Genomic DNA, 25,878 nt, shown 5'->3' on the forward strand with positions numbered 1-25,878 from the left:
CACTAGGCGCCGAGGTCGGCGGGAAGGAGCGCGAGCAGTTCCGCACGGCTCGGCTCGGCCACGGCCGAGAGCCGCCGCGCCTGCCGCTGGATCATCTCCTCGAGCACGACCCGCGCCGTACGGCCGTTGCCGAAGTGCCGGTCGCGCGGGATGGCCGCGAAGTGGCCGAGCAGCGCCCGTTCGGTCTCCTCGGACAGCTCGTAGTGCAGCTTCCCGGCCTGTTCGCCGACGATCGTGACGAGCTCTTCGGAGGAGTAGTCCTCGAAGGTGATCGTGCGGGTGAACCGCGACGCCAGCCCGGGGTTGACGGACAGGAACCGGTCCATCTCGTCCGGATAGCCGGCGACGATGACAATGACCTCGTCCCGGTGATCCTCCATCAGCTTGACGAGCGTCCCGATCGCCTCCCGCCCGAAGTCGTCGGAGCCGGAGGAGAGCATGTACGCCTCGTCGATGAAAAGCACACCCCCACGCGCCTTGTCGAACGCCGCCTGCGTCTTGGGCGCGGTGTGCCCGACGTACTCCCCGACCAGGTCGACCCGGCTGACCTCGACGAGATGCCCCTTGGTGAGCACACCGAGCGCCGCGAGGATCTTCCCGTACATGCGCGCCACGGTCGTCTTGCCCGTGCCGGGGCTGCCGGCGAACACCAGATGCCGGCTGAGCGGCGGAGGCGGCAACCCGGCCCGCTCCCGCTGCTTCGCGACGAGCGTCAGCTTGACCAGGTCCCCGACCTCCTGCTTGGCCCGCGCGAGCCCGATCAGCTCGTCGAGCTCGGCGAGCAGCCGGTCGATCTCAGAGATTCCGTCGTCTGCCGCGTCGTCCGCCCCGTCACGGGAGACGTCCGAGGCCGCCGCGACGGCCGGTAGGTCGGGAGCGGTCATCGCATCGAAGGCGAGCGCGCCGAGGGCGACCGTGTAGCGGCCGTCACCGTTGGTACCACCGTGGGCCGCGACCGCCGCGTTGCGGGTGTCAGTGATCAGGCAGTCATCCAGAGCGCCGCCGCCCCCCGCCTCCACGCGCACGCCTCCAGCCGGAATGTGCGAGATCGTGCAGCGCCGTAGGTGTGGCGTGCCGCCGTCGGCTATGCGTACCGCCGCCTTGGCCTCGCCGGTACGGGAGATCACGCACTCCTCGTAAGTCCCACGCGCGGCCAGGTGCAGGCCGTGCCCGGCCACATCGGAGATCATCGCACGGCGAACGACGGGATCCGCGCCATCGCTCGTCGTGAAGCCGTTCCCACCGACGTTGCGTACGAGGCAGTCCTCGTAGGTGCCGCGTGCCCCCGACACGGCGACACCGTCCCCGGCGGCCCTGATGGTCGCAGCGCGGATGACCGGATCGGCGCCACGGGAGACGTACACGCCGTGTCCCCTGACATCCTCGATCCGGCAGTCGGTGATCAAGGCGGTGGCGTCCTCGTCCACCCATATCCCATAGGCCGTCCCGCCGCGGACCGTGCAGTCCCGCACCACCGGATCCGCGCCGCCGTCGACCGCTATCGCCGGTTGCCGGGCGTCGGTGATCGTGCAGGACGCGAATGTGCCCTTCGACCGGCCGGTGACATAGATTCCGTTGCCGCCACAGCGGTCGAACGCGCATCCGGTCACCTCCGGCGCCGCGCCCGCGGTGACGAGGATCCCGCCACGTCGGCCGGTCACCTCGCATCTCGCCACTGTGCCGCGGGAGGCGTCGCGTATCACGATGCCGAATCCCGCCGCGTTGATCGCGCAACCTCTCAGCGTCGGCTCCGCACCGCCCTCGACCGCGACTCCCCCGGCATGTTCGCCGGTTATCGAACAGTTCTCGATGACCGGGCGACCTGTGGTCACCAGCAGTACCGGCTCGGCCGCGTCCCCGCCCTTCAGCGAGATCCCGTCGATCGAGGCGTCCCCTCCGACGGTGAGCGTGACGCCACGGTGGGCTGCCAGCGTGACGTCGCCCTCGGTCTCCACCGTCACCTGCTTGTCGATCACTACGTTCTCGACGTACGTCCCTGCGACGACCACGAGACGATCACCGTCCTCGGCGGCGTCCATCGCCGCGCCCAGCGACGCGAACCCGCCCCATTTGCCCCGCTCGACCCGCAACGTACGTCCAGCGGGTGCGCCGCCCGCGGGCCGGAGATCGGCAAGGTCATGAGCCGTCATGACGCGGCCACCTCTCCCACATCCGGTAGCCGATGGAACAAGAACAGATCATGGGCGACCCTCAGCGCGTCGCGGACGCGTACCGCCAGATTGGTCTCGTGGGGCGTCAGGACCTCTCCGGAACGGAGCTTGTCCAAGAGGTCCATGACTTCGGACTCCCGATTGCGGAGTTCGACCATCCGCCTGCCCCTGGCACTCCATTCCGGGGTGTCCGGAATCTCCGTGATCGCATCTTTTATGCTACGCACGATGAACGAGCAGACGTAATCATGGAGCCCGACTCCCATACGCTCCTCTCGAACGATCTCGCGAATCAGAGCCGAAGCGTGACCGTTGTACATGAGTCTTTCCAGATAATCGAGACCGACCTGAGCCCGGGACAGCCTCGCCGGGGTTTCCAGCTCTCCAAGAAGTAGGCGTCTTTCCGCGCGGAAGAGGTTCTCCGCCTTCTCAAAGTGGCGTTTCAGGGCATTGATCTCCGCGTCCGTGATCGGCTCCCCCGCGTCCAGGCGACTCGTCGCCAACACGACCAGGTCGTCCGGCTCCCCGGCCGCTCCCCACGAGTCGATCTCACGCAGCACCGCGAGGACCGCCCGCTGATCGCGCGCGTCGGCCTCACGAATCCCGAGGTCCACCAGCAGCGAGTCGCCGGCACCCGGCACGCCCGAGGTCGCGTCCCGCCTCGGAAGCCCCTCGATCGGAACGTCGGCGGAACGGAGCAGCGAGATCCTCCTATTGATCTCCTTTAGGCGCTCCAGGAGCGGAAGATACGCCTCGGAGAGCCGGGGCGTCTCCACCTCGCTCGGAAGAACCTCTACGACTTTTCCATCTCGGTCGTAGCGGAGGATACGCGCCCGATCTTCTCCGCTCACGGTCGCATGCTCGATGACGTATTCATGCGAGTAGGGATTGTCCAGCATAGTGATGAAGTCCGCAGCACTGACCATATCCGCAAAACTGTATGCGTAGGGGTGACTGTGAATTATCACTCGGGAGGTCGGCAGCGTGCCGACGTCCTCCGGCCCCCCTTCCACCAGCGACAGCTCGGGCGTCTTCACCTCGAGAGCTTCTCCCGGATCGCCGGGCCAGATTTCTCCGGCGTATTCCCATCCCTTGCCATTGGCCATCTCGTCGTTCAGGCGGCTGAGCAGATGCTGCCACTCCTTCTTGGTCAGTTCGGTCCCCTCGGCGAGCAGGCTCCGTATGGCCTCCTCACCGCCGACGAAATCCACGTCGAGGTCCCATGCCTCTACTTCGCGTGGGTTCAGGTCGTTCGCCACGTCCTCGACCACGGGAACGTCCCGATGCGGGGTCAGATCCAGCTCGTCGGTGAGTCCCAGTTCAGAAAGGGAGAGCCGACGGGTGACCGGTCGTTCCGGAAGAGCCTGCGACGACGATCGCACCACACGATCACGTATCTCGTCGATGAGCGGAAGGCGGGATCTCTTCGGAACGTTCACCTCACCCGATCGAGCCCGCAGTTCGGCGGTCAGCCGCCGAACCTGGTCGTGCCAGAGTTTTGGGCTCTCACCATTCATCGGATCGATATCGCGGCGCACTTCCTCGCCATGAACCGCATTGATGAGGCTCTCGTAGTTGACGTGGAGGGACTTCAGCCTCGCCCGAAGCCTCGTGTTCTCGAGAAGCACGCTCTCGTAGCGATCCCAGTGCCGGGCGATCGGCGAGTCCAACATCTCTTGGAGGAACTCCGCCTCACCGCGCCAAGCCGTCATCGCTGCTCCCAGAGAACCCGACCGCTGCCCCACGTACTCGGACAGGTCGTGTTCGGCCTCGATGGCGGACAGCCGCTCTTCCAAGCGGTCGTACAGTTCCCGCAGGTAAGGATCACGCAGCTCCGCCGACCGCCGGCTCGTCAACCGGAGGAAGTCGGCCTTCAGCCGGTCGCCGAGCGACGGATGCACGTGCGGGGACAGCGGGTCGACGAGCGGGGACGCGGGATTGCCTCGTACGTTGGCCTCCAGAGCGTCGAGGCCTTCCCGGAGCGCCGCGCGCAGTTCCGGCGACGGCGCTTCGCCGAGAGAGTCGACGACGTCGGCCAGGGCACCGATCAGACCGGCACGCGTCGGGTCGGGGGGCAGGCTCGCATGATGTTCGGTGAGGGCGGCGACGAGCTCGGGCAGGGGTACCGCGAACTCGTCGTCCGGGAGGGTCAGCAGATGCCGTAGCGCGTCGATCCGCGAGATGAAGTCGACCGTCTGGGAGATGGCCGGCAGGCCGAGGGCCGCACGTACCTCCGGAGGGACCTCGTACTCATACGGCAGAAGGCCGTTCTCGATGAGGATCGCCTTCGTCTGCCCGGGCGACATGCCCAGCACTCTCAGGTCTCCCAGAGACGGTCCACCCGCCGCCAGCCAGTGCGGATGGACGTGCATCCACACGCGTTCGATGCCCAGCGACGGGGTGTCGAGCATCGCGTACTTGCCCGCCTTGACGATGTGGAAGCTTCCGTCGTGGAGCTCGACGACATTGTGCTCGAGATGGGTCTGGAGGTTCAGCTGCCACAGTGCCTTCCACAACCGTTCGAACTCCGGGGAGTCGGTGCGGAGCACCGCCGACGGGTCGACGTCCGGCATGTCCACGATCTCGCCGGGCGCCTGCCATGGCAGATCGGGATAGACGTCACCCGGTGGAGGGTTGTTCGGGCCGTAGTCGCCGGGCGGCAGCGGCTTACCGTCGCCGAACGGATCGAGCGGCCCGGTGACCTTCGGGCTGCGCGGCGTCAGGCCGTTGTTCCGCGACCACCTTTGCGCGCCCGGGTACTTCGGCAGGCCCCCCTTACCTCCCGGCGTGGCCTGGATGATCGCCTTCTCCTCCGCCGGCGCTCGCGACTTCAGTTCGGCGACGAGGGCATCGGCGCGCGCATGCCATCCGGCCAGTGCCTCCGCGCGTCCGAGCGAGTTCTCTTCGTAGGCGGCGTGGATCGCCTCGTAGTCCTGGTGGAGCGCGGAGAGCCGGGCGCACACAGCCTCGTCGGCGGCGAAGAGAGCGGCATGCCGCTCATACAGGCCGGCGACGGGCGAGCGGAGCGCTTTCTCCAGGTCTTCGGCCATCGTCCGCCAGGCGACCAGTGCCTGGTCTCGCTGACCGACGTCGCCGGTACGCGCGTACTCGTTCTCGATGGCTCGCAGCATGTCCATCAGCGCCCCGTGCCGTGCCGCGAGGTGCGGGTCGGCGAACGCCGCGGCGTAGCGTTCGGGCAGCTCGGAGAACGAGGTCTCGGCGATCGGTTCGACGCGTAGCGGGCCCTCCGACGCGCCGGCCGCCTCGTGCTCGGCGACAGCGAAAGCGTCGTCCTCGACGTCCGGCAGGTCCTTGGCGCGTTCGGTCATCGGTTTGGTCCAGTCGTTCGCCGAGCGCGACGGGGCCGAATCGATCGGTTGCAACGCGTGCGACTCGCCCGAAGCCAGCTCGGCCCTCCACTCGTCCAGCACGTCGTGCAAGCTGGTGAGGTCGGCGTGGAGACGCTCCACCCGCGCGATCGCCTCCGCTGAGGGCGGATACACCACCTGGTTGTCCGGCTTGAGGCGATCGAGATACACGGCTTCGAGGGCGTACTCGGTGTCCTCCCAGTGGGTGCGGTACTCCTCCAGCGCCTTGCCCAGCGCGTTGAGCCGACTCACCTCGGCGGGGGTGTAGATGTTCAGGTCGACACGTTGAGACAGGCGGCGTATGGCCTGATCGATGACGATCCTGATGTTCCGTGTCAGGCGCATGCCCAGCAGACCGGTGTCCTGCCCTTTGAGGCGGAACTTGATCTTGTCCTCGCCCATCGCGTTGGCGATGCGCCTCGGCACCTGCTCTTCCCGCAGCCAGGCGACGTAGTCTCGGGCGTCCTCGGCGCGGGCGAGGGTGCCGGGGTGGGTGACGTCGACGTTCAACTTGTGGACGTTCGCCGTCCGCACCCCCGCACGGCGTACCTCGTTCATGACCTGCCGCAGCGACTCGACGTCATGCTCGGACAGGTGGCCTGCCGTGGTCAGCCGGTCGACATCGGCGCGCAGCCCGTCCAGGAGGGTGTGCTCCCGCACGGCGTACGGCGATCGGTCGACGATCTCGCCCGTCGCGTCCAGCAGGGCGTGGAAGCGCTCGCGAGCCACCGCCGGGTCGATGTGCGAGGACGCCAACAGCTCTTCGACGTCGTCGACGACATCGGCGAAATCGACATCCGCCCGAATGTCGACATCCGCCTGCCGGGCCACCAGTGCGTCGCTGTAGAGCGGGTCGACCGAGGGCACGACCAGCTCTTCGATCATGTCGTGCGGCCAGTTGAATTCGGGAGCCTCCCTGGTGATCCGGACGAACATGGCCCGATGGTTCGGGTCTTTCGACGCGTGGTGAATCACGTACAGGAAGTTCTGCGCCGTGTAACGGGTGGAGAACACGTCGGCGCTGGATGGCAGGCGCCCGCCCGCGTGTCCGTACGGGTGGTGATGCATGAGCACCACCCATCCCTCGGGTGGCCGCACGACGGACGATCCCGCGTTCTCGGCGACGATGATCTTCGCGGGTTCGGTCGCGGTGGCGGGACGGACGAACACCGCTCCCTCGCCGGAGTACTTCTCGGGGTGGTACATCCGGTCGACCATGATCCGGGCGTACTTCTCCAGCTCCGGACCCGTCAGGTGGAAGCCGCCGGGCGGATGACGACGTTCGATCTTCGCGCCGTTCGCCAGGTCGACGCCGCGGAGCGGTGTCGCCTTCGACTCGTCGACCTGGACTCTGCCGAGGGTCTTCCGCTCGGAGAGGTCGACGACCGCCGGGTGCACGGGATGGTCGGGCGTCGTCGGACGCACCTTGGAGATGTCCGATCCGTTGAGGTCCGTCATCGGTCCCTTTTCGCCGGGGACGAACTCCGCCTCGCTGAGCGGGCCCGTGACCATCGCCCGCCCCCGCGGAACGGCGGGCTCCTGCGGACCGACCTCGAAATGCTCGCCCTGTTCGAGCGACGACGAAGCGACGGAGATGTTCTCGGGACGCTTGAGAGCGTCGAGCAGGCCCTGGATCCGGGCGCGCTCGGCTTCTTTCGCCGCCTCGGCGGCCTTTCCCGCCGCCTCCACGGCGTCCAGCCGGGCGCGGAATCCGTCACCGAGCCCGAACGGGAGCCTGGACAGCAGCCGCGGGCCGTAGTGCTCGACATAGGGCTTGACGTCGAAGGTCAGAACCCGGTTCCAGGGCACCGTTCCCCAGCTCGAGTCCCACCCGAGGAACCACTTCGTCGGCGGTTGAAGCGGGAAGCCGTTGATGTCGTAGGGAAGGCTCACGAAAGTGCCGATCAGCCCCTCGAAACCGGCCGTCCAGTCGATCCGGTCGCCGAGGTGCGCCACCTCGCCGGTGAGCTGGATGACTCCGACGCCGCCGAACTGGATGAGCGTCGGCCGGTCCATCGGAGCGATTCCGTGGATCGTCGGGGCGAGCTGAACGATCGGGACCGCCTGCCCCTGAATGCCCCACTTCACATAGAACTGCTCCGTCTTCTGCACGTCGTCGGCGGGTCTGAGACCGATGGCGGGCTTCTCATACGACCACCGCTTCGGCAGCCCGCTCTCGTACGGGTCGGCGAGCTTCTTCACCTCGACGGTCTCCCTGCCCACCTGGTCGAAAAGGTAGAAGTCCCGCCGGAGGGCCGGGATGTACTGCAGGTCCAGGTGCGGGCCGTACGACAGGCCCAACTTCACGGTGAGCGGCCCGAGTTCGAACGCGGTGTGCGGCCCGGTCATCGCCCAGTAGGGAATCTTGCCGTCGGCGAGGCCGCCGTCGATGCGCAGCATGCTGTGCCGGCCCTCGGTCAACAGGCCACTGTCGATCATCAGTGCCTGATGCTTGTAGACGGAGACCTCCAACCGGACCCCGTCGGGCGTCTCGACGACGAACCTCCGGTCGAGGATCTTCGAATCGACCGGCAACCGTCCGCCGACGATGTCGGGCCAGGGCTGGCGTCCGGTGAGCCAGTCCCGGATGGCCTCGCGATGGGTGAGGTGAATCTTCTTGGTGACCGGCACATCGAGTTCGGTGATCTTCACCTGGTCTCCCCAGGTGCGCGGATCACCGAGCGGATCGATCACGACGTGCTTGCCCTGAAGCACTCTGCGGGCCAGCCGTACGGTGTCGCTCCACAGGTCCGTGCCGAACGGACGGTGATCGGCGCTCATCGTCTCACCGAGGTACGCGGCGAGACGTTCGCGGCCGCCGGCGGCGTGCAGGGTCGGACTACCGTCGTCGCCGGTCGACCAGTGGTCCAGCAGCCGATGCAACGACGCGACACGCTCCGTCTGGGCCCGCAGGGCGTTGCTTCCCGCGGGCCGGGTGGCCCGGAGTTCCTCCAGGCGGGCCGTCTCCTCCCGCGTCTCCGACAGCAGCGCGATGTACGTCTGATGCTGCCGCGTCCGGACCTCCAGATCCATCCGGTCGGCCAGCGTCGCACCGAACCGGCCGGAGACGTGGCTTCTGGCCATCTCGGCGATGTCGCCGGTCCAGTTCCCTTCGAGAACGGGGGCGTCGTCGAGGACCGCTCGCATGAAGTCGAGATCGAGCTTGTACAGATCGTGTTCGGCGCCCTTCAGCGACCTGGAGACCTGGTCGGCTGAGCCGAGCAACCGATCGATCGCCGGTTGGAGGGCACGGGCCCGATCCCGCAGCCTCCCCGCCTTGGGCGAACCGGCCTCGGTGAGCCGGTCCGCCTTTTCCTGGAGCCGCGTCTGGAGAGCGATCTTCCGATCGGCCTTGGACAGGCTCGCCATGGCCGCCTTCACCGACCTGTCGTACGGATCCGGCTCCGGCGCCGGCCCCCGCACATCGGCCGGCCCGTGGACCCCTACCTCTTTCTTGATCACCTCCGCATCGCCGATGCTCATGGCCTTCTCGACGAGCGTGTTCAACGCCGCGTCATCGCTGACCGCACGCTCCAGCATCTCCTGGCCGAATGACGTCCAGCCGTCGGACTCCAGCTTCCGCAACGCGTCGACCAGCTTGTAGCGCGCCTTGGCGTACCTACGCTCCAACTGGGCGGCTTCCCCCGTTTCGAGCAGGCGTGCCTCGACGTCGCCGATGCGAGTGAGCTCGGCGCGTACCGGGCGCAACGCGCGCCGTGCGCCGAGCACCTTCTTGATCGCGGTCTCCAGCTCGTCGACCCGTGGCTCGATCTGCCGTTCCAACTCGGGCACCGCAGTGGCGGCCTCCCGCTCGCGACGTCGCAGTTCCTCGGTCGCCTTGCGCAGCGGTGTCTCCAGCTTGGCGACGTCCGCGGCCCGTCCCTCGGCCGCCGCGTTGTCAAAGGCCTGCCGGGCGTCGGCGACCTTGACGCGCGCCTCCTCGATCCAGTTCTCGTACGCCCTGATCGGACGGCGGAGCGCGTCGATGTGAGACCGCAGATGATTGACGGCGCGCCTGCGGATCAACCAGTCCCGCCGGTCGGTCAGGCGGGCCACGTCGTCGGCGAGAGAGTTCACCGCGACGTGGTCTCGGCGGCCCTGCGCCTCCGCCATCGCCCGCTCCAAGCGGCTGATCTCCTCATCCACGACTTCCGGCTCGATCTCCAGAAGCCGCGGGTTGTGCTGGTAGTAACGGCGTTCCGCGCGCTCGTACCGCTCGCGCTCGACGAGTGCGGTCTTCAGCGCGGCGAGCTTGGCCTCGCGCTGGTCGATGAGGGTCCTGCGGGTCTCACCTTCGGACCGGCCGATCCGGGCGTCGAGATCGCCGAGCTCCGAACGCAGATCACGCACCCGCTGCTCGGCGGCCGACAGCCGCGACGCGCGCGCTCTCCGGTAGTCGTCGGCGCCAGGCTCACGGCCGGTCATCAGCTCGTGGAGCTTCATCTTCATGCGTTCGCCGTGCTCACGGTCGAGCGCGACGATCAACTCGGCCTCGGCCTTCCGCAAGCGCTTCTCCACGGCGACGATCCGCCGGGCGTCGTCGGCCGCCTGAGCCTCTGCCAGCTCGGAACGCAGTTCGCGGACCTTCGTCTCCAGCCGGCGGGCCTGCTGGTCGGCCAGGGGCGCCGGGTCGGTTTCGCGCAGCAGGAACTCGCCGTCCTCGCCCCGGACCAGCCGTCCCAGCTCATGGCCGGTGATGTAATCGTGGACCATCAACGCGTCCACGACGGACGCCTTCATGGCCTCCAGCCGCGCTCGATCCGCGGCGGGCAGTTCGGCCGGATCCTGGAAATCGGCGAACAGCTCATCCACGGCGGCGATGTCGGCCTTCAGCTCGTCGGAAAGCTCCAGCCGCGACTTCGCCCGGTCGACCATGGCCTCCAGACGGAACAGCTCATCGGCGTGCTTCTGCCCCTGTGCGACCAGACGGTCGAGGCGGTCCCGGCGCATGCGCATCTCGTGCGGCACGTCCTCACGGCCCGGACGCGGTACCCGCCCAGCCTCCTCGTCGAAGGCGTTCAACGCGTTCCGCAGCTCGGTGAGGTGCTCCTCATAAGTCCTGGTAAGCCGCCAGGCGAAGTCGATCGCCGCACTGATCCGGTTAATCGGGCGAAGCCCGAGTTCCTCGATCTTCGACTGCAGGGTCTCCAGATGCCTCTGCTGCCGCTCGATCTCGGCGGCCAGTTCCGGGACCGCCCGCGGCTTCGGCGTCGGCGACGCATGCTGGACGTCGCTTCGCGTCCGCGGGACATCGGCCGGGTGCGCGGCGTTCCCCTCGATGTGCTCGTTCGCGTGAGTAAGTCCGCCACCCGTGCCCTCGAACTTCAAATCGCCGTCTTTGGCGACCCAGTGGTAGTACTGCCCCTCGTTCTCCCCGGGCGTCTGCTCAACAGGCTCGTCAGCCTGAACAGACTTCTGCGGCTCCGACTCGACCGGCTCCTGGTGTTCTTCCGCCTCGGCCTCTGAAGCGATGTCCTGCTGCTCGTCCGGCGGGAACTCACGCGACTTGTGCACTTCGTCCGACACCGCAGGGTGAGGTGGCTCCGGCTCGACCGACACGTACGAGTCGGGGGCGGGAAGCGGGGAGACCTTCGCCTGCTCGGCCACACCGGTCCCCTGGAGTTCCTCGATCTTCGCGTTGAGCTCGGCGATCTCCTTCTCGATGGCCTCGACCGCGGCCTGGTCCTCGGCCTCCCTGGCCTTGCTCTCGGCGAGCCGCTCTTCGCCGAGCCGCCGGATCTCCTCGAGCTTCCTGGCGGTCTCGCTCGCGATCTTCGCCTGTTCGCTGGACAGCTGCGCGTTGATGTCCGCCTGTTCCTTTGCCAGCTCCTTCTTGAGGCGCTCTTCCTCGATCTCCAGCTCGGCCTGCCGACGGGCGAGCTCCACCTCCGGCGGTCGCTTGGATTCCTCCTGACCGCCCGAGTTGTCCTGCCGATCGACCGACGGTTGCTCCTCGACGTCGACCTCGGGCGGCTTCGGCGGCTTCTCGTTCCCCCCGCCTCCCGCCTCGGGAACGACGGCAGGCGTCTTCTCCGCGTTGTTCTCGACCTGTTCGACGAAGCCCTCATTGGGGGCGGACGCGCTCTTTTCGATCTCGTCCGCCATCCTCGGCACCACCTTCGGCGCCTCTTCGGGGACGGACACGGCGTCGGCGACGCGGACCTCGACGTCCAGACCGGAGATCTCACGCAGCTTCTGGACGATCGCCTCTCGGATCTTCTGGGCCTCGGGAAGGGATTCCAGCGGCACGACGTGGTGCCCTTCGGGCGTCGCCTTCTCGACCACCGGATCCTCCAGGACGAGCCGGGCGTCTCCGCGGGCGCCCCGCTCCATCCGCGACGTCCACGTCACCCGGTAGGCGGCTTCACCGGGCTCGTTGATCTCGACGGTGGTCGGCTTCCCGACCTCGAAGTCGACGAGGATCATCCGGCGCACGTCCTCGTCGGTCAGCCGGTAGACACGTGCGGCGGCGTCCTCCGGCGCGAGGATGGCGCCCAGCCGTGGCTCCATCGCGATCCGTACCGCCTCCGGTTCACGGGTGGCGACACGGTCAGCGATGTCCCCGACGGCCTCCTTGACCTGGCTCATGACCACGTCTTGGGGCATGTGGGCCAAAGACCCGGCGCCATCGCCGGCGCTCAGCAGCAAAAGCACCTTCCCGGTCGCGGTGTCGATCTCGCCCGCGACATTGATCATCACCACCGTGCCCTCATGTTCAATCGGGAAGGTGAAGGGCTCGATCCGCCCGCCGGTCTGCTGCACGGCGGCGACGTACTCGGCGACCTCTTCTCGCTCCAGGGCGATCGGTCCGTGCTCGGTCATGCCGCGCACACCGCCAACGGGCTCGTACACCGCCCCCCGGAAATGGCGCTCCAGCCCGGACGGGTCGAGCACCACCCGGAAACCCAGTGTCTCGGCGAAACCGCTGAGGATGCCGTCGAATCCCGTCAGGATCGCTCCGCGAAGCTCCGGGCGGCTCAGGGCCGCCGCGACATCCGCGAGGTCACCTGCGAAACGCGCATGGATCTCGCCGGCCTCCCGGTCGACCTCTCCCGTGAGCCGGATCGTCTCGTATCCCGCCCCGTGGCGTACGGTCACAGAGATCTCGGGCAGGGTCTCCGCGCCTGAGGCGAACGCGGTGCTCCATGGAGCGTCCCAGCCGGGCAGCGGGGTTCCCGACGGGACCTTGGTGATCACCGGCGGTGCCCCGGTGTCCAGCGGGGAGAAGCCGATCGTGTCGTAGTGCGGCCCGGAGCGGCCGACGTCGGACGGCCGGGAGACGGCGACATGCCCCGCCCCCTCGTCGAACTCGACCGTGCGTCCGGTGAACTCGGCGACGTCCTTCAGCGCCGGTTCCAGCAGGGGTGTCACCTGGTGGGCGGGCAGCGGCTCGGTACCCCGCAGGGCGGCGACGTCGGTCAACCGGACCGTCTCCCCGCGGGTCCCGGCGTTCTCGACGCGGGTGGTGAACTCCACCCGGATGTCATCGCCGAGGTTCAGCGTCAGCCGTTGCTCGCCCGACTCCACGGCCGACTTGATCGACTCCAGCACGTGGTAGACGGCGGCGGGCCGGTCACCGGAAGAGTGGAAGACGAGGTCGGACCCGTTTCTCGGTACGTCGAGAACGCCCCCGGTGTCGACGTGCAGCGGCGTGCCGCTCGCGTCGGCCATCTCGTGCAGCGCCGTTTCCACGGCCCGTGTCACGGCGCGACGATCGAGCCCGCCGAGGCCGTCCGCGGACAGCTTCAGCCGTACGGCGCCCGTGGCCGGATCAACCGACACGTCCACCCGGACGCCGTCCTGCGAGCCCGGCACATCGATGGTGAAATGGGCCTTCTCCCCGCGACGCGCCGCGTCGATCGCGTCGACCGCCGCACGGAGCCCGGCGGAGTGCGCGCCGGTGATCAGCCGGGGCAGCTTGGACGCGGCCGGAGAGGACGCGTCTCCGCCCTTTCCAAGGATCTCTCCCGGCGCGACCGTCGCGTGCTTGATCTGTGCGGGGTCCGGGACGGCCAACCGGATGTTGGAGACATTGCCCTCCGTGGTGATCTGGAAGAGGGCCTTGCCCTGCGCGTCGGTGACCAACCCGGTGTCGCTGATCGCCGGCGACTTCCCGTTGGCCGCGTTCGGGTCGTCGACGTCGATACCGACCGGTTGTTCGCCGCTTCTCCGCTCCGGCGGATCGATCACGACCTTGCCGTCCGGGCCTCGGTGGGCGATACCGTACGTGCCGAAGCGTCCGTCTTCGCCGAAGGCGTACAGCGTGGCGTGCGTGCCGTCCCAGCCGGGTGTCATCGCGTGCGTCACCCGCCCCGCCTCGTCGATCGAGATCGTCGACTCACGGGGAATGACGACCTCACCGGGCGCGTCGATACTCGGCAACCGCGGTCCGGTGATGATCTGGCCGGTGCTCGGGTCCACGCGCAGCGGCTCCTGGGTGAAGAACTGCGTCTCGACCGGGTGCCCTGACCCGTCGATCGCCCGGATCGCGCCATGCGAGTACGTCTCCACCTGACCGGTTCGGACGGTCGTCCCGTCCGCGAGAACCTGGTAGGAGGCGTGCGTCTCCGTGATGACCTTCTGCGGGGAAACGACACCCGTCTTCGGGTTCTCCACTCCGGCCATCTGGATCTGATGGGTGACGACGTCGACCTTCGATCCGTTCAGGCCGATGTCGAAGCTCCCCGGCGTCTTGTACTCCGGCCAGGTCATCTTGGCGTCGTCGAATGTCACATGGATCCGTGGCTCTCCCGCGTAGGAGTTGTCGAGAATCCCGGTGCCGATCTCCTTTCCCGTGTTCGGGTCGACGAAGCGGTAGTCGTCTCCATGGATGTTGAACGTGTACGTGCGGTCACCGGGGCCATGCACGGTGAGTATGTCGCCGTGCGGTGCCGCCGGGCCATGGGGAAGATCCATGCCAGTCCCCATGCCGACGTTCAGCCAGAACTCCTCCCAGTTCCATCCTTGCTGGGGATTTCCGTTGACGGCCGCGTTGAAATTACGACCGGCCTGGAAGATCGTGTCGGCGCCGCCGCCGGTGAGCCCGGCCCAGAAGTGACTGATCAGCGTGGAGAGCCACTTGGTCTTCTCAATTCCCGTATCTTTGAGAATGCTCTTTACCGCAGGCGAGGTGAAATGCAACAACCCTTCGGTGAGCGCCATCGTCCCCGCGGACTCGAAGACCTCGGCAAGATTGAATTTATATTGATCCGGAACATAATCGTCGTATTTCCCGTTAAGTGGGACCGTATAGTTGACATACCATGTCGCCTGCTTGAGGCCTTGAATCGCGAGATCCGTGATACCGCCGACAAGCGCGCCGAGGAAAGCGCGAGTGATGAGCTGCTTCAAGGCGTTCAGCGTGAATGATTTCGCGATCGCGAAAACGGCGTTCTTGAGAATGCCGAGCGCAGTGGTTTTAAGTACCTGGAGGCCGGCCTGGACCGCGATGTCGACCAGCCCTCCGGCCAGTAGGCCGATTCCCAGCGAAGCGACGGCAATGAATACCGATCCCCACGTGACGAACGTGTCGATATCCTCGATCAGCTTGCGGGTATAGAGGAACGAGCCGACCGCCTCCGCCAGGTCGTCGATGGCCTTGGCGGTGTCGAGGCTCATCTTCTTGAGCTCAGGGAGGGCTGGTTTCCAATTTCCGGCGTCAATACCGCCAAAATAATCGAGCCACTGCGTAACGAAAGCGTTCCGGGCGTCACCCTTCCACACCTTGAGGTCGTTCGTCACATAGTCGTTGGCCGTCTTGGTGTGCGGATCGATCGTATCGGCGAAGTCGCGGAACTTCTGCGCCGCATCCCGCAGCGGCTTGATACGTTCGTTCACCCATGCCACGTGATGCCACGCCACCTCGTACGCCTCACCGGAATTCGCAGGATACGGCGGAGTCGGAGTAGGCGTAGGGGTAGGTGTTGCAATAGCGGGGTAGTTCGAGTCGCCCATGACCGCTACTCCATCGACTCCTCGAGATTTCTCATCTTGGTCTTGTAATACTCATACTTGTCTTCCCCGTTGACGTATCTCCGCTGATCCTCAGGTGGCCGCGGGTCCTTGGCCGTCAGCTTGAACTGTTTGAGATTCGCCTGCTCTGTGGCGAAGTAGGCCGATGCCGTCTTCTTGAGCCCATCACCCATGTCGTATATCGCATCGATGACATTCCGCGTCGCCTGCTTCTGGCCATCGTAAAGAGAGTCGAATTTCATCTTGAAGTCATCAAGATCGACGTCGCCGTCGAACACGCTGCTCACGTCTATGTTCATGATTTTGGCCACCCAGTCACTCGAGATCGCGTCGGCGACGCTTTCGAGATCCTTTGCCAGTTGTGTCTGCTCCAATATGTCGGCGGCGACCTCTCCCGCCATCGCATAGGCGGTCGCCGCGACGGACAGGAGGTTCGCGTCGATCTTCTTGTTGTCCGAGTCCGTCAGTTGATAGGTGTCCTGCGAGAAGAAGTCGTCACCGAGTTCCGGAAGGTACTGGGATATGCCGGGAGGAAGCTCGGCATTGTTCTTGCTCAAGACGTCCTGCACGATCTGGCTCTTGGCGTCATCGCTCAAGGCCCACGGCGCATAGACGAACTTCTGCTCATCGGTCATGCTCGCGACGTCATAGCCCGACTGCGCCGTGTTCGCCCCATCCGTTCCCTGGTCATTCGGCTGGCCGGAATAGTTCGCGAACGTGTTCTGGGAACCGTTGTTCTGGGTGTCACCGAAGGAACCGTCCGTCACCAGGGAGTCCGTCTTCGACGAGCCGTCGAAGGAGCCGTCGGTGCCGACCAGCGGCTCCTGTGAGTCCGCCGGCAACGGCGTCACATCGCCCGAGTCCTTCATCAGCGCCGTGGGCCGCCCGGCACCGTCGTAGAGGACCTGGGGAGAGGACGCTCCCGGATCCGGGCTGTTCCCCCCGAGCGGAGTGAAGTGACCGTTGGAGTCCAGCGCGCCGACGGGCGCGCCCGATGAGTCGTAGAGAGGGACCTCCGCGGTCGAGGCGGAGCCTTCGTTTCCCTGTGCCGGCCACCCGCTGGAATGCTCACCCGTGCTCGGATCGGCGTGGTCGATCGACCACATTTCGCCGTTCGGGTCGGGAGCCTGCTGGTCAGGACCGCTCCAGACCTGTGGCGCCGATTGCGGGTCTTCTCCGCCGGTCGCCGGCACGACGGGGTCGGAGGCCGGATGCCGGTCCGGCGTACCGGTGGATCCGTCGGTGAGGTTGACGCCGGGATCGGCGCTCGGCGATGACACGACGTCCGGCGGAGCCGCCGGCGGAAGCGTTCCCTGTTCCTGCCCGGAGTTTCCGTCGAGCGGGGAGGACGGGTCCGTCGACCCATCCGTTACCGTGAGCGGCGTGTTCCCCTGGCCGCTGTCCCCCCGGGCGGGTGCGGTCGGCGGGGACGGCGACGCGTGAGGCGCGAAGGAGCCGTTCTCCCGCTCGCCCGCGCCGAGCAGGCCCGCGGCGGCGACCACACCGGCTCCCGCTGCCGCGCCCAGTCCCAGCTTCCGCACCCTGGAACCCCGGTTGGGCCCCTCGGCGCCCGGTACCTCATCCGGGGCGCCGTCATTCTCCTTACGCCGCTCCGGTTCGGGCGTGCTCGCACGCTCGACCGGGCCGTTCGACTGCGCCGTCATGCCATGTCCCATCGATGAGATCCAGATGTGGTAGCGAAATCATGCGCCGCCGGACTGCGCGTTCCGCGCCGTGGGAACGCACACGGGTCACGCCGGGAGACGAGCCGTCTGGATGAGCACCGGACGCTGTTTGCGGCGCACCAACAGGCCACGGCCGGGCGGCTGGGCGGTAGCGCGGATGTTGCCGAGGAGTGATCCCTCTCCGGGATCACCGGACATGATCAGCCCGGGTTGACGTAGTTCCCGCAGCCGGCCCAGCACCGGCTCGAACCCGCCTCGGGCCATGCCGCCGACCCGGCGGGCGAGAATGACGTGCAGGCCGAGGTCGCGTCCCTGGGCCAGCAGGTCGACCAGAGGCAGCAACGGGTTACCCGACGGAGAGGCGACCAGGTCGTAGTCGTCGACGACGACATAGAACTCCGGCCCGTTCCACCACGAGCGCTCTGCCAGGACCTTCGCGGTCAGGGTGGCCGGCGGCAGCCGCTCGACGATGCCTTCGGTCAGTTCCTTGACCGCCGCTGTCGCCGCGGGCGCCGCACCGCAGTACGCCCAGGTCTGCTCGGGGCGTACCGCGTCCAGCAATGTCCGCCGGTAGTCGATGATGAGGAACATCGCCTCCTGCGGCCCCTTGCGGGCCTGCAACGCGGCCAGCCACGACCGCAGAAAGCCGGTCTTGCCCGACTCGGCGTCGCCGAGCACGAGAAAGTGCGGGTCCGCCTCGCCGAGGTCGAGGCGCACCGGAGCCAACTCCACCTCGTCGACGCCGATCGGCACGCCGGTCGCCTCACCATCCTCGCCGGGTGCGGGCATCTCCGCCAGGCTGACGTCGGCGGGCAGCAGCCGGATGCGCGGTGCGACCGGCCCCTGCCACGCCGCCCCGGCCGCGCGGACCACCTCGTCGACGGAGGTGCCGAGTTCGGGCAACGCGACTTGGACCTGGTCGCCTACCGGGGTGAGCACGCGTCCGGCCACCCCGGACGGCAGGCTCGCCGCCGCCTTCCGGTTGATCTGAGAGTCCGCGGGGTCGTTGAGTCTCAGCTCCAGCCGCCCTTCGATATTGTCCCGAAGCTGGGGTCTGACCTCCATCCACCGATTCGCCGTGATGACCAGGTGAACGCCGACGCGCAGGCCGCGAGAGGCGATGTCGGCGATCTGCGGATCGAGATCCTCCAGTTCGCCGCGTACGGCACCCCAGCCATCGATGATGAGGAGCACGTCCGCACCGATTCCGGGTGGGAGGTCACCCGACTTGCGCCGCTCCCGCATGGCCTCGGCCGAGTCGATACCCGCTTCGCGGAATCGCTCCTCTCGTTCGTCGAGCAGCTTCCAGATCTGGTTGACCGTACGCCGTGCCTTCTCCGGCTCCAGGCGACCGCTGACGCCGCCGACGTGAGGGGCCGCGGCGAGGGCGAACAGGCTGCCGCCGCCGTAGTCGATGGCATAGACGTTCATCTCGCGCGGCGTGTGCGTCACGATCGCCGACAGCATGAGCGTGCGCAGCAGCGTGCTCTTGCCGGTCTGCGGCGCACCGACGATCACCAGATGCCCGGCCCATCCTCCGAAATCCACTGCGAACGGGCGTTGCTTCTGCTGCTCCGGAAGATCGAGAACGCCGACCGGCACCACGCCCGGCCCCTGTTCCGCACCGCGCACCTGCAGTCCGCGACGCGTGTGCCGCTGCAGCTCCGGGAGCATCGCCTGCAGCGGAATCTTCGGGTCGAGCGGAGGCAGCCACACGAGATGCGCCGCGGGAGCACCGGCCGCCTTGATCCGCCGCACCGCGCTCGCCATCTCGGTAGGCCGCTCGACGGCGTCGTCACCGGCCGCCGCCGTCGTGGTGGGCGTTCTGTCCACAAGATGCTCGGGTGCCGTGAGCGTACCGACGGTGAACGTCTTCGGCCGTGGGGTGCTGTCCGGCAGTTCCTCCGGAGAGACGTCGGGCGCGGACACCAGCGCGGCACGGAAGCGTTCGTAGATCGTCGTATCGACCTTCAGGTACGCCGAGCCGGGCACCGGCGGCAGATGGTACGCGTCGGGTGTGCCGATGGCCATGTTGCTCTCCACCGAGCTGAACGTCCGCAGGCAGATGCGGAACGACAGGTGGCTCTCCAACCCGCGCAGGCGGCCCTCCTCCAGGCGCTGGCTGGAGAGCAGCAGGTGCATGCCGAGGCTGCGGCCGAGCCGGCCGATCGCGACGAACAGCTCGATGAAGTCGGGCCGGCCCGCCAGGAGTTCCCCGAACTCGTCGACCACGATCAGCAGGTACGGCAGCGGGGGCGCGTCGGGGCCGAGCAGGCCGGCCGCGCGGCGGCGCTGATACTCCCGGACGTTGTCGACGTCGCCGGCGTCGCGCAGCAGTTTCTGCCGGCGCTGCTGTTCGCCGAACAGCGCCAGGTACATCCGGTCGACCATGGTGAGGTCGTCGGCCAGGTTGGTGATCATGCCGGCGACGTGCGGAAGGTCGGCGAGGCCGGCGAACGCCGCGCCGCCCTTGAAGTCGACCAGCACGAAGCTCAGCACGTCCGGCGGATGGGTCAGCGCCAGGGCCGTCACGAGAGTGCGGAGCAGCTCGCTCTTGCCGGAGCCGGTCGCGCCGACGACGAGGCCGTGCGGTCCCATGCCCTGCATGGCCGATTCCTTGAGGTCCAGGATCTCCGGCTGTCCGTCCCCGCTCACCCCGATCGGGACCCTGAGGACGTCGTACGGCGACGACAGCGCGGACCACATGCGCGTCACGTCGAGATGGCGGGCGGCGGGCGCGCCGAGGAGCTCGACCAGCCGGGTGGTCTCGCTGAGTGCCGTACGGGCCGCGGGGTCGTCCAGGCGCAGTGGCGCCAGGCTCCGGGCGATCGCCGTGCACAGCACGGGGTCGGCGGGGTCCGCCTGTCCGGTCGTCTCGTCGTCGGGCGACTCGAGCGTGAAGGCGCCGTCGTCGGCGATCCGGACGCGGGTCTGCACGCGGGGTGGCTCATCGCGCTGAACCTCGACGCAGAAGACGACGCTGACCTCCAGCGCGGAAGCGCGTTCGGCCAGTTCGCCCAGGATGTCCAGGCGGCCGGCGGGAGACGCGGCGCCGTAGCCGTCGACGATCACGAGCAGGCGGCGACGCGACTCATCGGCAGGTTGCTCGGTGAACGGTGAGGTCCGGCGGCGTGCCTGATCCCGGCGGCGTTCGATGTCCTCGGCGAGCAGTTCCCCGAACCCGTCGCCGTCGGGCAGTACGAGGACCGAGTCGCCGATCCTGGCGTGCGGAAGCCACTTCACGAACTCCCAGTCCTCGACCTCCTTCGGATGGCACACGGCCAGGAGCAGGTCGTCGGGAGCGCAGAACGTCGTCAGCTCGGTGACGAGGTCGACGGCCATCGCCCGCGTGCGCTCCCCCGGCCCGACCAGGCTCACCGCCGGCGTCTCGCGAAGATCCAGCAGAATCGGCTGGCCGGACACGTGCCCGACCTGGTCGATCAACTGTTCGGCCTCGGCCCGCAGCTCCGTACGGCCTGCGGCGAACGGACCGTCGCCGGTGGCCTGGAACCCGATCGCCGTCGCCAGCGGCACGTCTCCCCTGCCGACCCGTACCGTGAGGAAGTCGGGATGGTCGGGCCGGCGCTCCCACACGCGTACCCGGCTCCGGCAGATCGCCCAGCGTCCGCGCACGTCCGGGTGGGCGAAGCCGGCGCCGGCGGCCTGCACCGTGGCCACGGCTCTGGCCTGTGCGGCGGTTCTTCGCAGGTAGGCGCGGTACTCCGTCGCATCGGTCCGGCTCTTGCGGCGGACGAGCGCCCGCTGCTGGTGGAACATCGCGAAGCTCATGCCGATCGAGCCGACGGCCATCGTCGCGCCGATGACGATGTACAGCGGCCGCGGGTTGTAGAGCATGAACATCATGCCGCTGACGCCGCTCATCATCGGCAGCAGCAGCTGGAACCACGAACCCGGCGGTGGCGCGGGGGGATCGCCCGGAGGCGGGACGAGAACGATCGGCTCGGTGGGTACGGCCGGCGGCAGCACACGGGCGGGCCGGTGCAGCAGGACACGGCTCATGGGCACTTCCAGGCGTGAGACGGACGACGCGGTGGTGGGACGACCCGCGGCACCGTCCGGCTCAGTATCCCCTCGGGCGCGTGCGCGTTCCGGCTGAGCGGAACGCGCGGCGCGGCTCCGTAGCCTCGCCGCGGGACGACCCGCACCGCACCGGATCGCAGAAGGGATACTCCGTTGGGACTCAGGACCGGACCACAGACCACGCCGTACACCGGTGGCACGCCGGGGAGCGGCGGCAGCAGGCTCGACACCGACCTGGGCGCGATGGTGAGCGCGCAGCAGTACGTGCACGATGTCGCCGACCTCATCTACGGCGAGATCCAGCGGCTCATGACCACGATCGACGGGCTGAGCCACAACTGGAGGAGCTCGTCCGCCAGCGCGTACAACAACGCGATGGACAACTGGAACGTCAAGGCGACCGAGCTGAAGAACGCCCTCTACAACATCGGCGACGGGCTCGCGCAGAGCCACAAGACCTACAACGAGATGGAAGAGAACAACCGTCTCGGCATCACCCAGGCCGCCGCCGGCCTGGAGTACTGAGGCAACGGCCTGAGGAGGAGACGATGGACGCACCCGCCAACGACGGTGTCATCACCGTTCACTTCCCGTGGATGAACACCGCCGCCGAGGATGTCCGCAGCTGCCACAACACGCTCATCCAGCAGCAGGAGGAACTCAGGGGCTTTCTGAGCCGGCTGCGCGGCGAGTGGCACGGCGTGGGCGGCGAGAGCTGGGACCACGCGCAGCAGCGGTGGCACAACGCCGCCGATGACCTCTACCTGGTGCTCGGCCAGCTGTACCAGGCTCTCAGCGCCGCGCACACCAACTACACGACCAGCGAGAAGGCGATCGAGAGCTTCTGGAGCTCCTGAACCGGCCCGCTGAGAAGGAGCCAGGAAGATGCGCGCAGACCTGTCGGCCGTCACGGTCCACGCGACGGGCCGTCGCGTGGACGTCCTGCTGCCGAACACCGTGCCGATCGCCGAGCTGACGCCCACGATCGCCGAGTTGTGCGGCACCGCCGAGGACGACGTCCGGCCCGCGGCCTGGACACTGTCACGCGTGGGTCAGGAGCCGTTCTCACTGAGCGCCACCCTGGCCGACGCCGCGGTGGTGGACGGGGAGGTCCTGCATCTCGTCGACCCCGGCGTCTGGTCCTCGCCGATCGCGTCGCGGCTCGACGAGCCGGTCGTCTCCACGGTCGCCGGCGAGCAGGAGTGGTCGTCCCGGCGGCTGATCGACCCGGTGCTCGGCGTGCTCGGCACGGTGCTGCTGCTCGTCGCGGCCGGGTTCGTCGCGGTGCGGCCGTCGCTCCGCCACGACGCGGGGCCGGCGTTGCTGGCGGCGGTGGCCGCGATCCTCGCCGCCGCCTACCTTCTTCCCGCCGGGGAACGGCGCCGGTTCAGCCGTCCCGCGCTGGCGGCCGGCGACTGGGGGCTGGCCGTCGTGACGGGTTGGGCGCTGGCCGGTGGCCGGCTCGACGCCGCCGGTGGCTGCGGTGCGGCGATCGCGCTGGTCGTGACGGTCCTGGCGTCGATGTCGATCCTGGCGCCGGTGGCCGCCGGCGCGGCACTCGCCGGTTCGTTCGGCGCTCTGGGATTCGTGCTGGCCGCCCTGGGTCTACGGCCGGTACAGGCCGCGGCCGTCGTCGTCGTGGCCGGTACGGTCCTGGCGCGTGGTCTGCCCCGCCTGCTGAGCCACCGGCTGTCCCGGCGGTCGGTGGGCGCCGAAGCCGAGCAGGTCGCCGAGTTCGCCCGCGCATCGCGCTCGCTTCTGGTCTCGCTGACCTCGGGCTGCGTCGCGGCCGTCGTCGCCGGTTCCGCGGTGCTGGCCGCGGCCGGTGACCCGCTCACGATCGCGCTCGCCGCCGTGGCGGGCGGGATGCTCGCGCTTCGCGCGCTGACCTACCGTTTCGCCCGGGAGGCCATCGCTCCGGCGATCGGCGCCTGTCTCACGTTCGCCGGCGCGCTACTCGGCGCATCGGCGGCGGCCCCGGCTCCGGGTGCGGGTGCCCTTCTGCTGATCCTCACCGGAGTGGGCACGACCTTGCTCACGTTCGTGCCGCGCGGGGAGGGCGTGCGTCGCGCGACGATGTGGTGGACGCTGCTCGACGTCTGCATCGCTCCGCTGACGCTCTACTCCCTCGGTTTCCTCGACGCCCTCAGCCGGACCGTCGGCGGCCTGTTCGGCTGAGCGTGAGTCAGCTCCAGAGGAACTCGGCCTGCGCGGCGGCCATGCGGTCGCACGAGCCGTCCGCGCAGGACTGGGCGGCCGCCTGGTCCGTGTACGGGCGCAGGTAGGTCAGTTTCACCCACGCCGAGCCCGTGCGGCGGTCCGGTGTGCCGATGGTGAAGGTCGCGGGCAGTTCGTACCAGCCCTGGTACTCCTGCTCGGCGACGTCGAAGGTCGCGACGTTCGACGCGCTGCCGGCGGTCGAGGTGACCGTGATCCGCACCCACGCGCCCGCCTCGGCCTGGGGGATCCACAGGCGGATCTTGATCTGATCCCACCGTGCGCCGCCCGCAGGCCGGCCGAGGTTCCACTCGTACCAGGCGTTCCGGTCGGCGGAGGTGCGCACCGGTCCGGTGTACGCCGGGTAACCGCCGGTCCCGGCGGTCCAGGCGCCGCCCGACGCCGAGCAGCACGCGCCGCCGGGGCCGACGATCGCGTGGTTGGCGTACGTGAGGGATCCGCCACCGCCCTGCGGCGTCTGCTGCGGGGCCGGCGACTCCTGCGCCACCGGAGTCTGTCCGGCCGGTGCCTGGGCCGCCGGTGCGCCCGCGGGGGTCTGCGGGACCGTACCGCGTGCCGTCCCGAGCGGATCCTTTCTGATCTGCGGGATGACCGTGGCGGCGACCACGACGAGGGCGGCGGCGGCCGCCGCGCCGATCGCCGGGCCGAGTCGTACACCCGGTTTGCGCGCCGGTGAGCCGGACTCGACCGTATCGGCGAAGGCCCAGCGGTCGACCGTCTCACGAGAGGGGTCCTGCTGCGTCGTCACGTGGCGCCTCACATGCCTGGCGATGAGCGTTGTCCTCGCACCGTACGGTCCGGGGCGGTGCGTTCCGGCGTACGGGAACGCGCACCCGTCTCAGGGGCGCCGGATCCGGCCGACGCCGGGCCTTGCGCCGGCGCCCGCGCGTTGGGAGGGTCACGCCATGACGACCGTAAGGCCGAACACGGGGCGACCCGGTTCGGCGGCCTGGCCCGTGGCGGGCGTGGTCGTCGGGCTCGCCGCCGTGCTGACCGCGCTGTCCCCCCGGTACGGCTTCCACCGCGACGAGCTGTACTTCCTCGTCGCCGGCCGGCATCCCGCGTGGGGATACGTCGACCAGCCACCGCTGACGCCGCTCGTCGCCCGGGGCGCCACCGCGCTGTTCGGGGACACGCCCGCCGGGCTGCGCGTCGCCGCCACTCTCGCCTGTGCCGCCACCGTGCTCGTCACCGCCCTGATCGCACGGGAGCTGAACGGCGGCCGGCGGGCACAGGTGTTCGCGGCGCTGGCCGCGGCGGTGTCCGGGTTCGTCCTCGCGGTCGGGCACATGGTCTCGACGGCGACGTTCGACCTGCTCGCCTGGCTGGTGGTCGCGTGGCTGGCACTCGGGCTGTTGCGTACCGGCGGCGACGGACGCCGGTGGCTCGTGCTCGGTGCCGTGGTCGGGCTCGCGGCGCTGAACAAGTACCTGGTCGTCATGCTCGCCGTGGCCCTGCTCCTCGCGGTGCTCGCCGTCGGGCCGCGCGGCGCGCTGCGCGGCCCGTGGCCGGTCGCCGCGGTGGTCATCGCCGCCGTCATCGCCGCGCCGAACCTGTGGTGGCAGGCCACGCACGGCTGGCCGCAGCTCACCGTCGCCGGCGGCATCAGCGCCGACGACGGCGCGGAGAACCGCGCGCTGTTCGTGCCCCTGCAGATCGTCTACCTGTCGCCGTTTCTCGTCCCGGTCTGGATCGCCGGCATCCGGCGCCTGTGGCGCGACCCGGAGCTCCGCTGGGCCCGCGCGGTGGTCGTGGCGTACCCGCTGCTGTGCGTCGTCGTCGTGGCGTCCGGCGGCAAGCCCTACTACGCGCTTCCGCTGCTGCTCGTGCTGACCGCGGCCGGCTGCGAGCCGCTGGCGCGGTGGACGCGCGGCCGGCTGCGTACGGCCGTCGTCGTGGTCGCCGGAGCCCTCGCGACCGTCACGTCCGGGCTCGTCTCTCTGCCGCTGCTGCCGCCGAGCGAGCTCGCGCCGGTGAACGCGATCAACGCAGAACAGGGCGAGCAGGTCGGCTGGCAGGCGCTGACCTCGGCCGTCGCGGCGCAGTGGTCCGCGATCCCCCCGGCGGAGCGCGCCCACGCGGTGATCTTCGCGGAGAACTACGGCGAGCACGGGGCGATCGCGCGGTACGGGCCGCGGCACGGCCTGCCGATGCCGTACTCGGGTCACATGAGCGACGCCGACTGGGGACCGCCGCCGGACTCCGCGATCGGCCCGGTGGTGCTGGTGTACCAGGACGGAGACGAGGACGTCGACCGGTTCTTCACCGGCTGCCGTACGCGGAGCCGCGTGGACACCGGCACCGACAACGAGGAGCGGGGCGCGCACGTCGACGTGTGTTCCGGCACCACCGGACCGTGGTCGGCGATGTGGCCGCGCCTGCGGCACTACTACTGAGCCACGC

The 25,878-nt window shown here is 68.7% G+C and carries 9 protein-coding genes; 4 read left to right on the forward strand and 5 right to left on the reverse strand.

The annotated features are described in order from the left end of the window. Window positions 1–2: 2 nt before the first annotated feature. The 4 genes from OG417_RS53805 to eccCb all read right to left on the reverse strand — a co-directional run bounded on the left by OG417_RS53805 (window position 3) and on the right by eccCb (window position 21,216). The gene (locus OG417_RS53805; protein WP_329247607.1) at window positions 3–2,150 is read right to left on the reverse strand and encodes a right-handed parallel beta-helix repeat-containing protein; all 2,148 of its coding nucleotides are present in this window, start codon (window positions 2,148–2,150) and stop codon (window positions 3–5) included. After that, complete coding sequence (locus OG417_RS53810) at window positions 2,147–15,376, reverse strand: hypothetical protein (RefSeq protein ID WP_329247609.1); 13,230 nt, start codon at window positions 15,374–15,376, stop codon at window positions 2,147–2,149. The genes OG417_RS53805 and OG417_RS53810 overlap by 4 nt, the downstream gene beginning before the upstream one ends. Before the next feature lie 122 nt (window positions 15,377–15,498). Next, window positions 15,499–17,175, reverse strand: a complete 1,677-nt coding sequence (locus OG417_RS53815) for a hypothetical protein (RefSeq protein WP_329247611.1) — start codon at window positions 17,173–17,175, stop codon at window positions 15,499–15,501. Window positions 17,176–17,262: 87 nt separating this feature from the next. Beyond that, the gene (gene eccCb / locus OG417_RS53820) at window positions 17,263–21,216 is read right to left on the reverse strand and encodes a type VII secretion protein EccCb (RefSeq protein ID WP_329247614.1); all 3,954 of its coding nucleotides are present in this window, start codon (window positions 21,214–21,216) and stop codon (window positions 17,263–17,265) included. 174 nt (window positions 21,217–21,390) lie between these two features. Here eccCb and OG417_RS53825 point away from each other — a divergent pair, with 174 nt between their 5' ends. The 3 genes from OG417_RS53825 to OG417_RS53835 are packed head-to-tail and all read left to right on the forward strand — an operon-like array spanning window position 21,391 to window position 23,415. Continuing rightward, a complete protein-coding gene (locus OG417_RS53825; protein ID WP_329247617.1) occupies window positions 21,391–21,762 on the forward strand; it encodes a WXG100 family type VII secretion target in 372 nt (123 codons plus the stop codon). 23 nt (window positions 21,763–21,785) lie between these two features. Beyond that, window positions 21,786–22,094 (forward strand): WXG100 family type VII secretion target, encoded by a 309-nt coding sequence (locus tag OG417_RS53830; protein WP_329247620.1) that lies wholly within the window; start codon window positions 21,786–21,788, stop codon window positions 22,092–22,094. A gap of 28 nt (window positions 22,095–22,122) precedes the next feature. Then, complete coding sequence (locus OG417_RS53835) at window positions 22,123–23,415, forward strand: EsaB/YukD family protein (RefSeq protein ID WP_329247622.1); 1,293 nt, start codon at window positions 22,123–22,125, stop codon at window positions 23,413–23,415. A 7-nt stretch (window positions 23,416–23,422) separates the two neighbouring features. Here the strand turns inward: OG417_RS53835 and OG417_RS53840 are convergent, their stop codons facing one another. After that, on the reverse strand, window positions 23,423–24,223 hold the full coding sequence (locus tag OG417_RS53840; protein ID WP_329247625.1) for a hypothetical protein: 801 nt from the start codon (window positions 24,221–24,223) through the stop codon (window positions 23,423–23,425). A gap of 157 nt (window positions 24,224–24,380) precedes the next feature. Between OG417_RS53840 and OG417_RS53845 the strand changes: the two genes are divergently transcribed. Beyond that, a complete protein-coding gene (locus OG417_RS53845; protein WP_329247627.1) occupies window positions 24,381–25,871 on the forward strand; it encodes a glycosyltransferase family 39 protein in 1,491 nt (496 codons plus the stop codon). The last annotated feature ends 7 nt before the right edge of the window (window positions 25,872–25,878 follow it).

The sequence above is a fragment of the Actinoallomurus sp. NBC_01490 genome (genome assembly GCF_036227085.1).
In the GTDB taxonomy this organism is placed as follows: Bacteria; Actinomycetota; Actinomycetes; order Streptosporangiales; family Streptosporangiaceae; genus Actinoallomurus; species Actinoallomurus oryzae.

Excerpts from the sequence above, each read along its gene's own strand:
- OG417_RS53805 (WP_329247607.1), bottom strand. The coding sequence starts at position 2,150 with ATGACGGCTCATGACCTTGCCGATCTCCGGCCCGCGGGCGGCGCACCC.
- OG417_RS53815 (WP_329247611.1), bottom strand. The coding sequence starts at position 17,175 with ATGACGGCGCAGTCGAACGGCCCGGTCGAGCGTGCGAGCACGCCCGAA.
- eccCb (WP_329247614.1), bottom strand. The coding sequence starts at position 21,216 with ATGAGCCGTGTCCTGCTGCACCGGCCCGCCCGTGTGCTGCCGCCGGCC.
- OG417_RS53830 (WP_329247620.1), top strand. The coding sequence starts at position 21,786 with ATGGACGCACCCGCCAACGACGGTGTCATCACCGTTCACTTCCCGTGG.
- OG417_RS53835 (WP_329247622.1), top strand. The coding sequence starts at position 22,123 with ATGCGCGCAGACCTGTCGGCCGTCACGGTCCACGCGACGGGCCGTCGC.
- OG417_RS53845 (WP_329247627.1), top strand. The coding sequence starts at position 24,381 with ATGACGACCGTAAGGCCGAACACGGGGCGACCCGGTTCGGCGGCCTGG.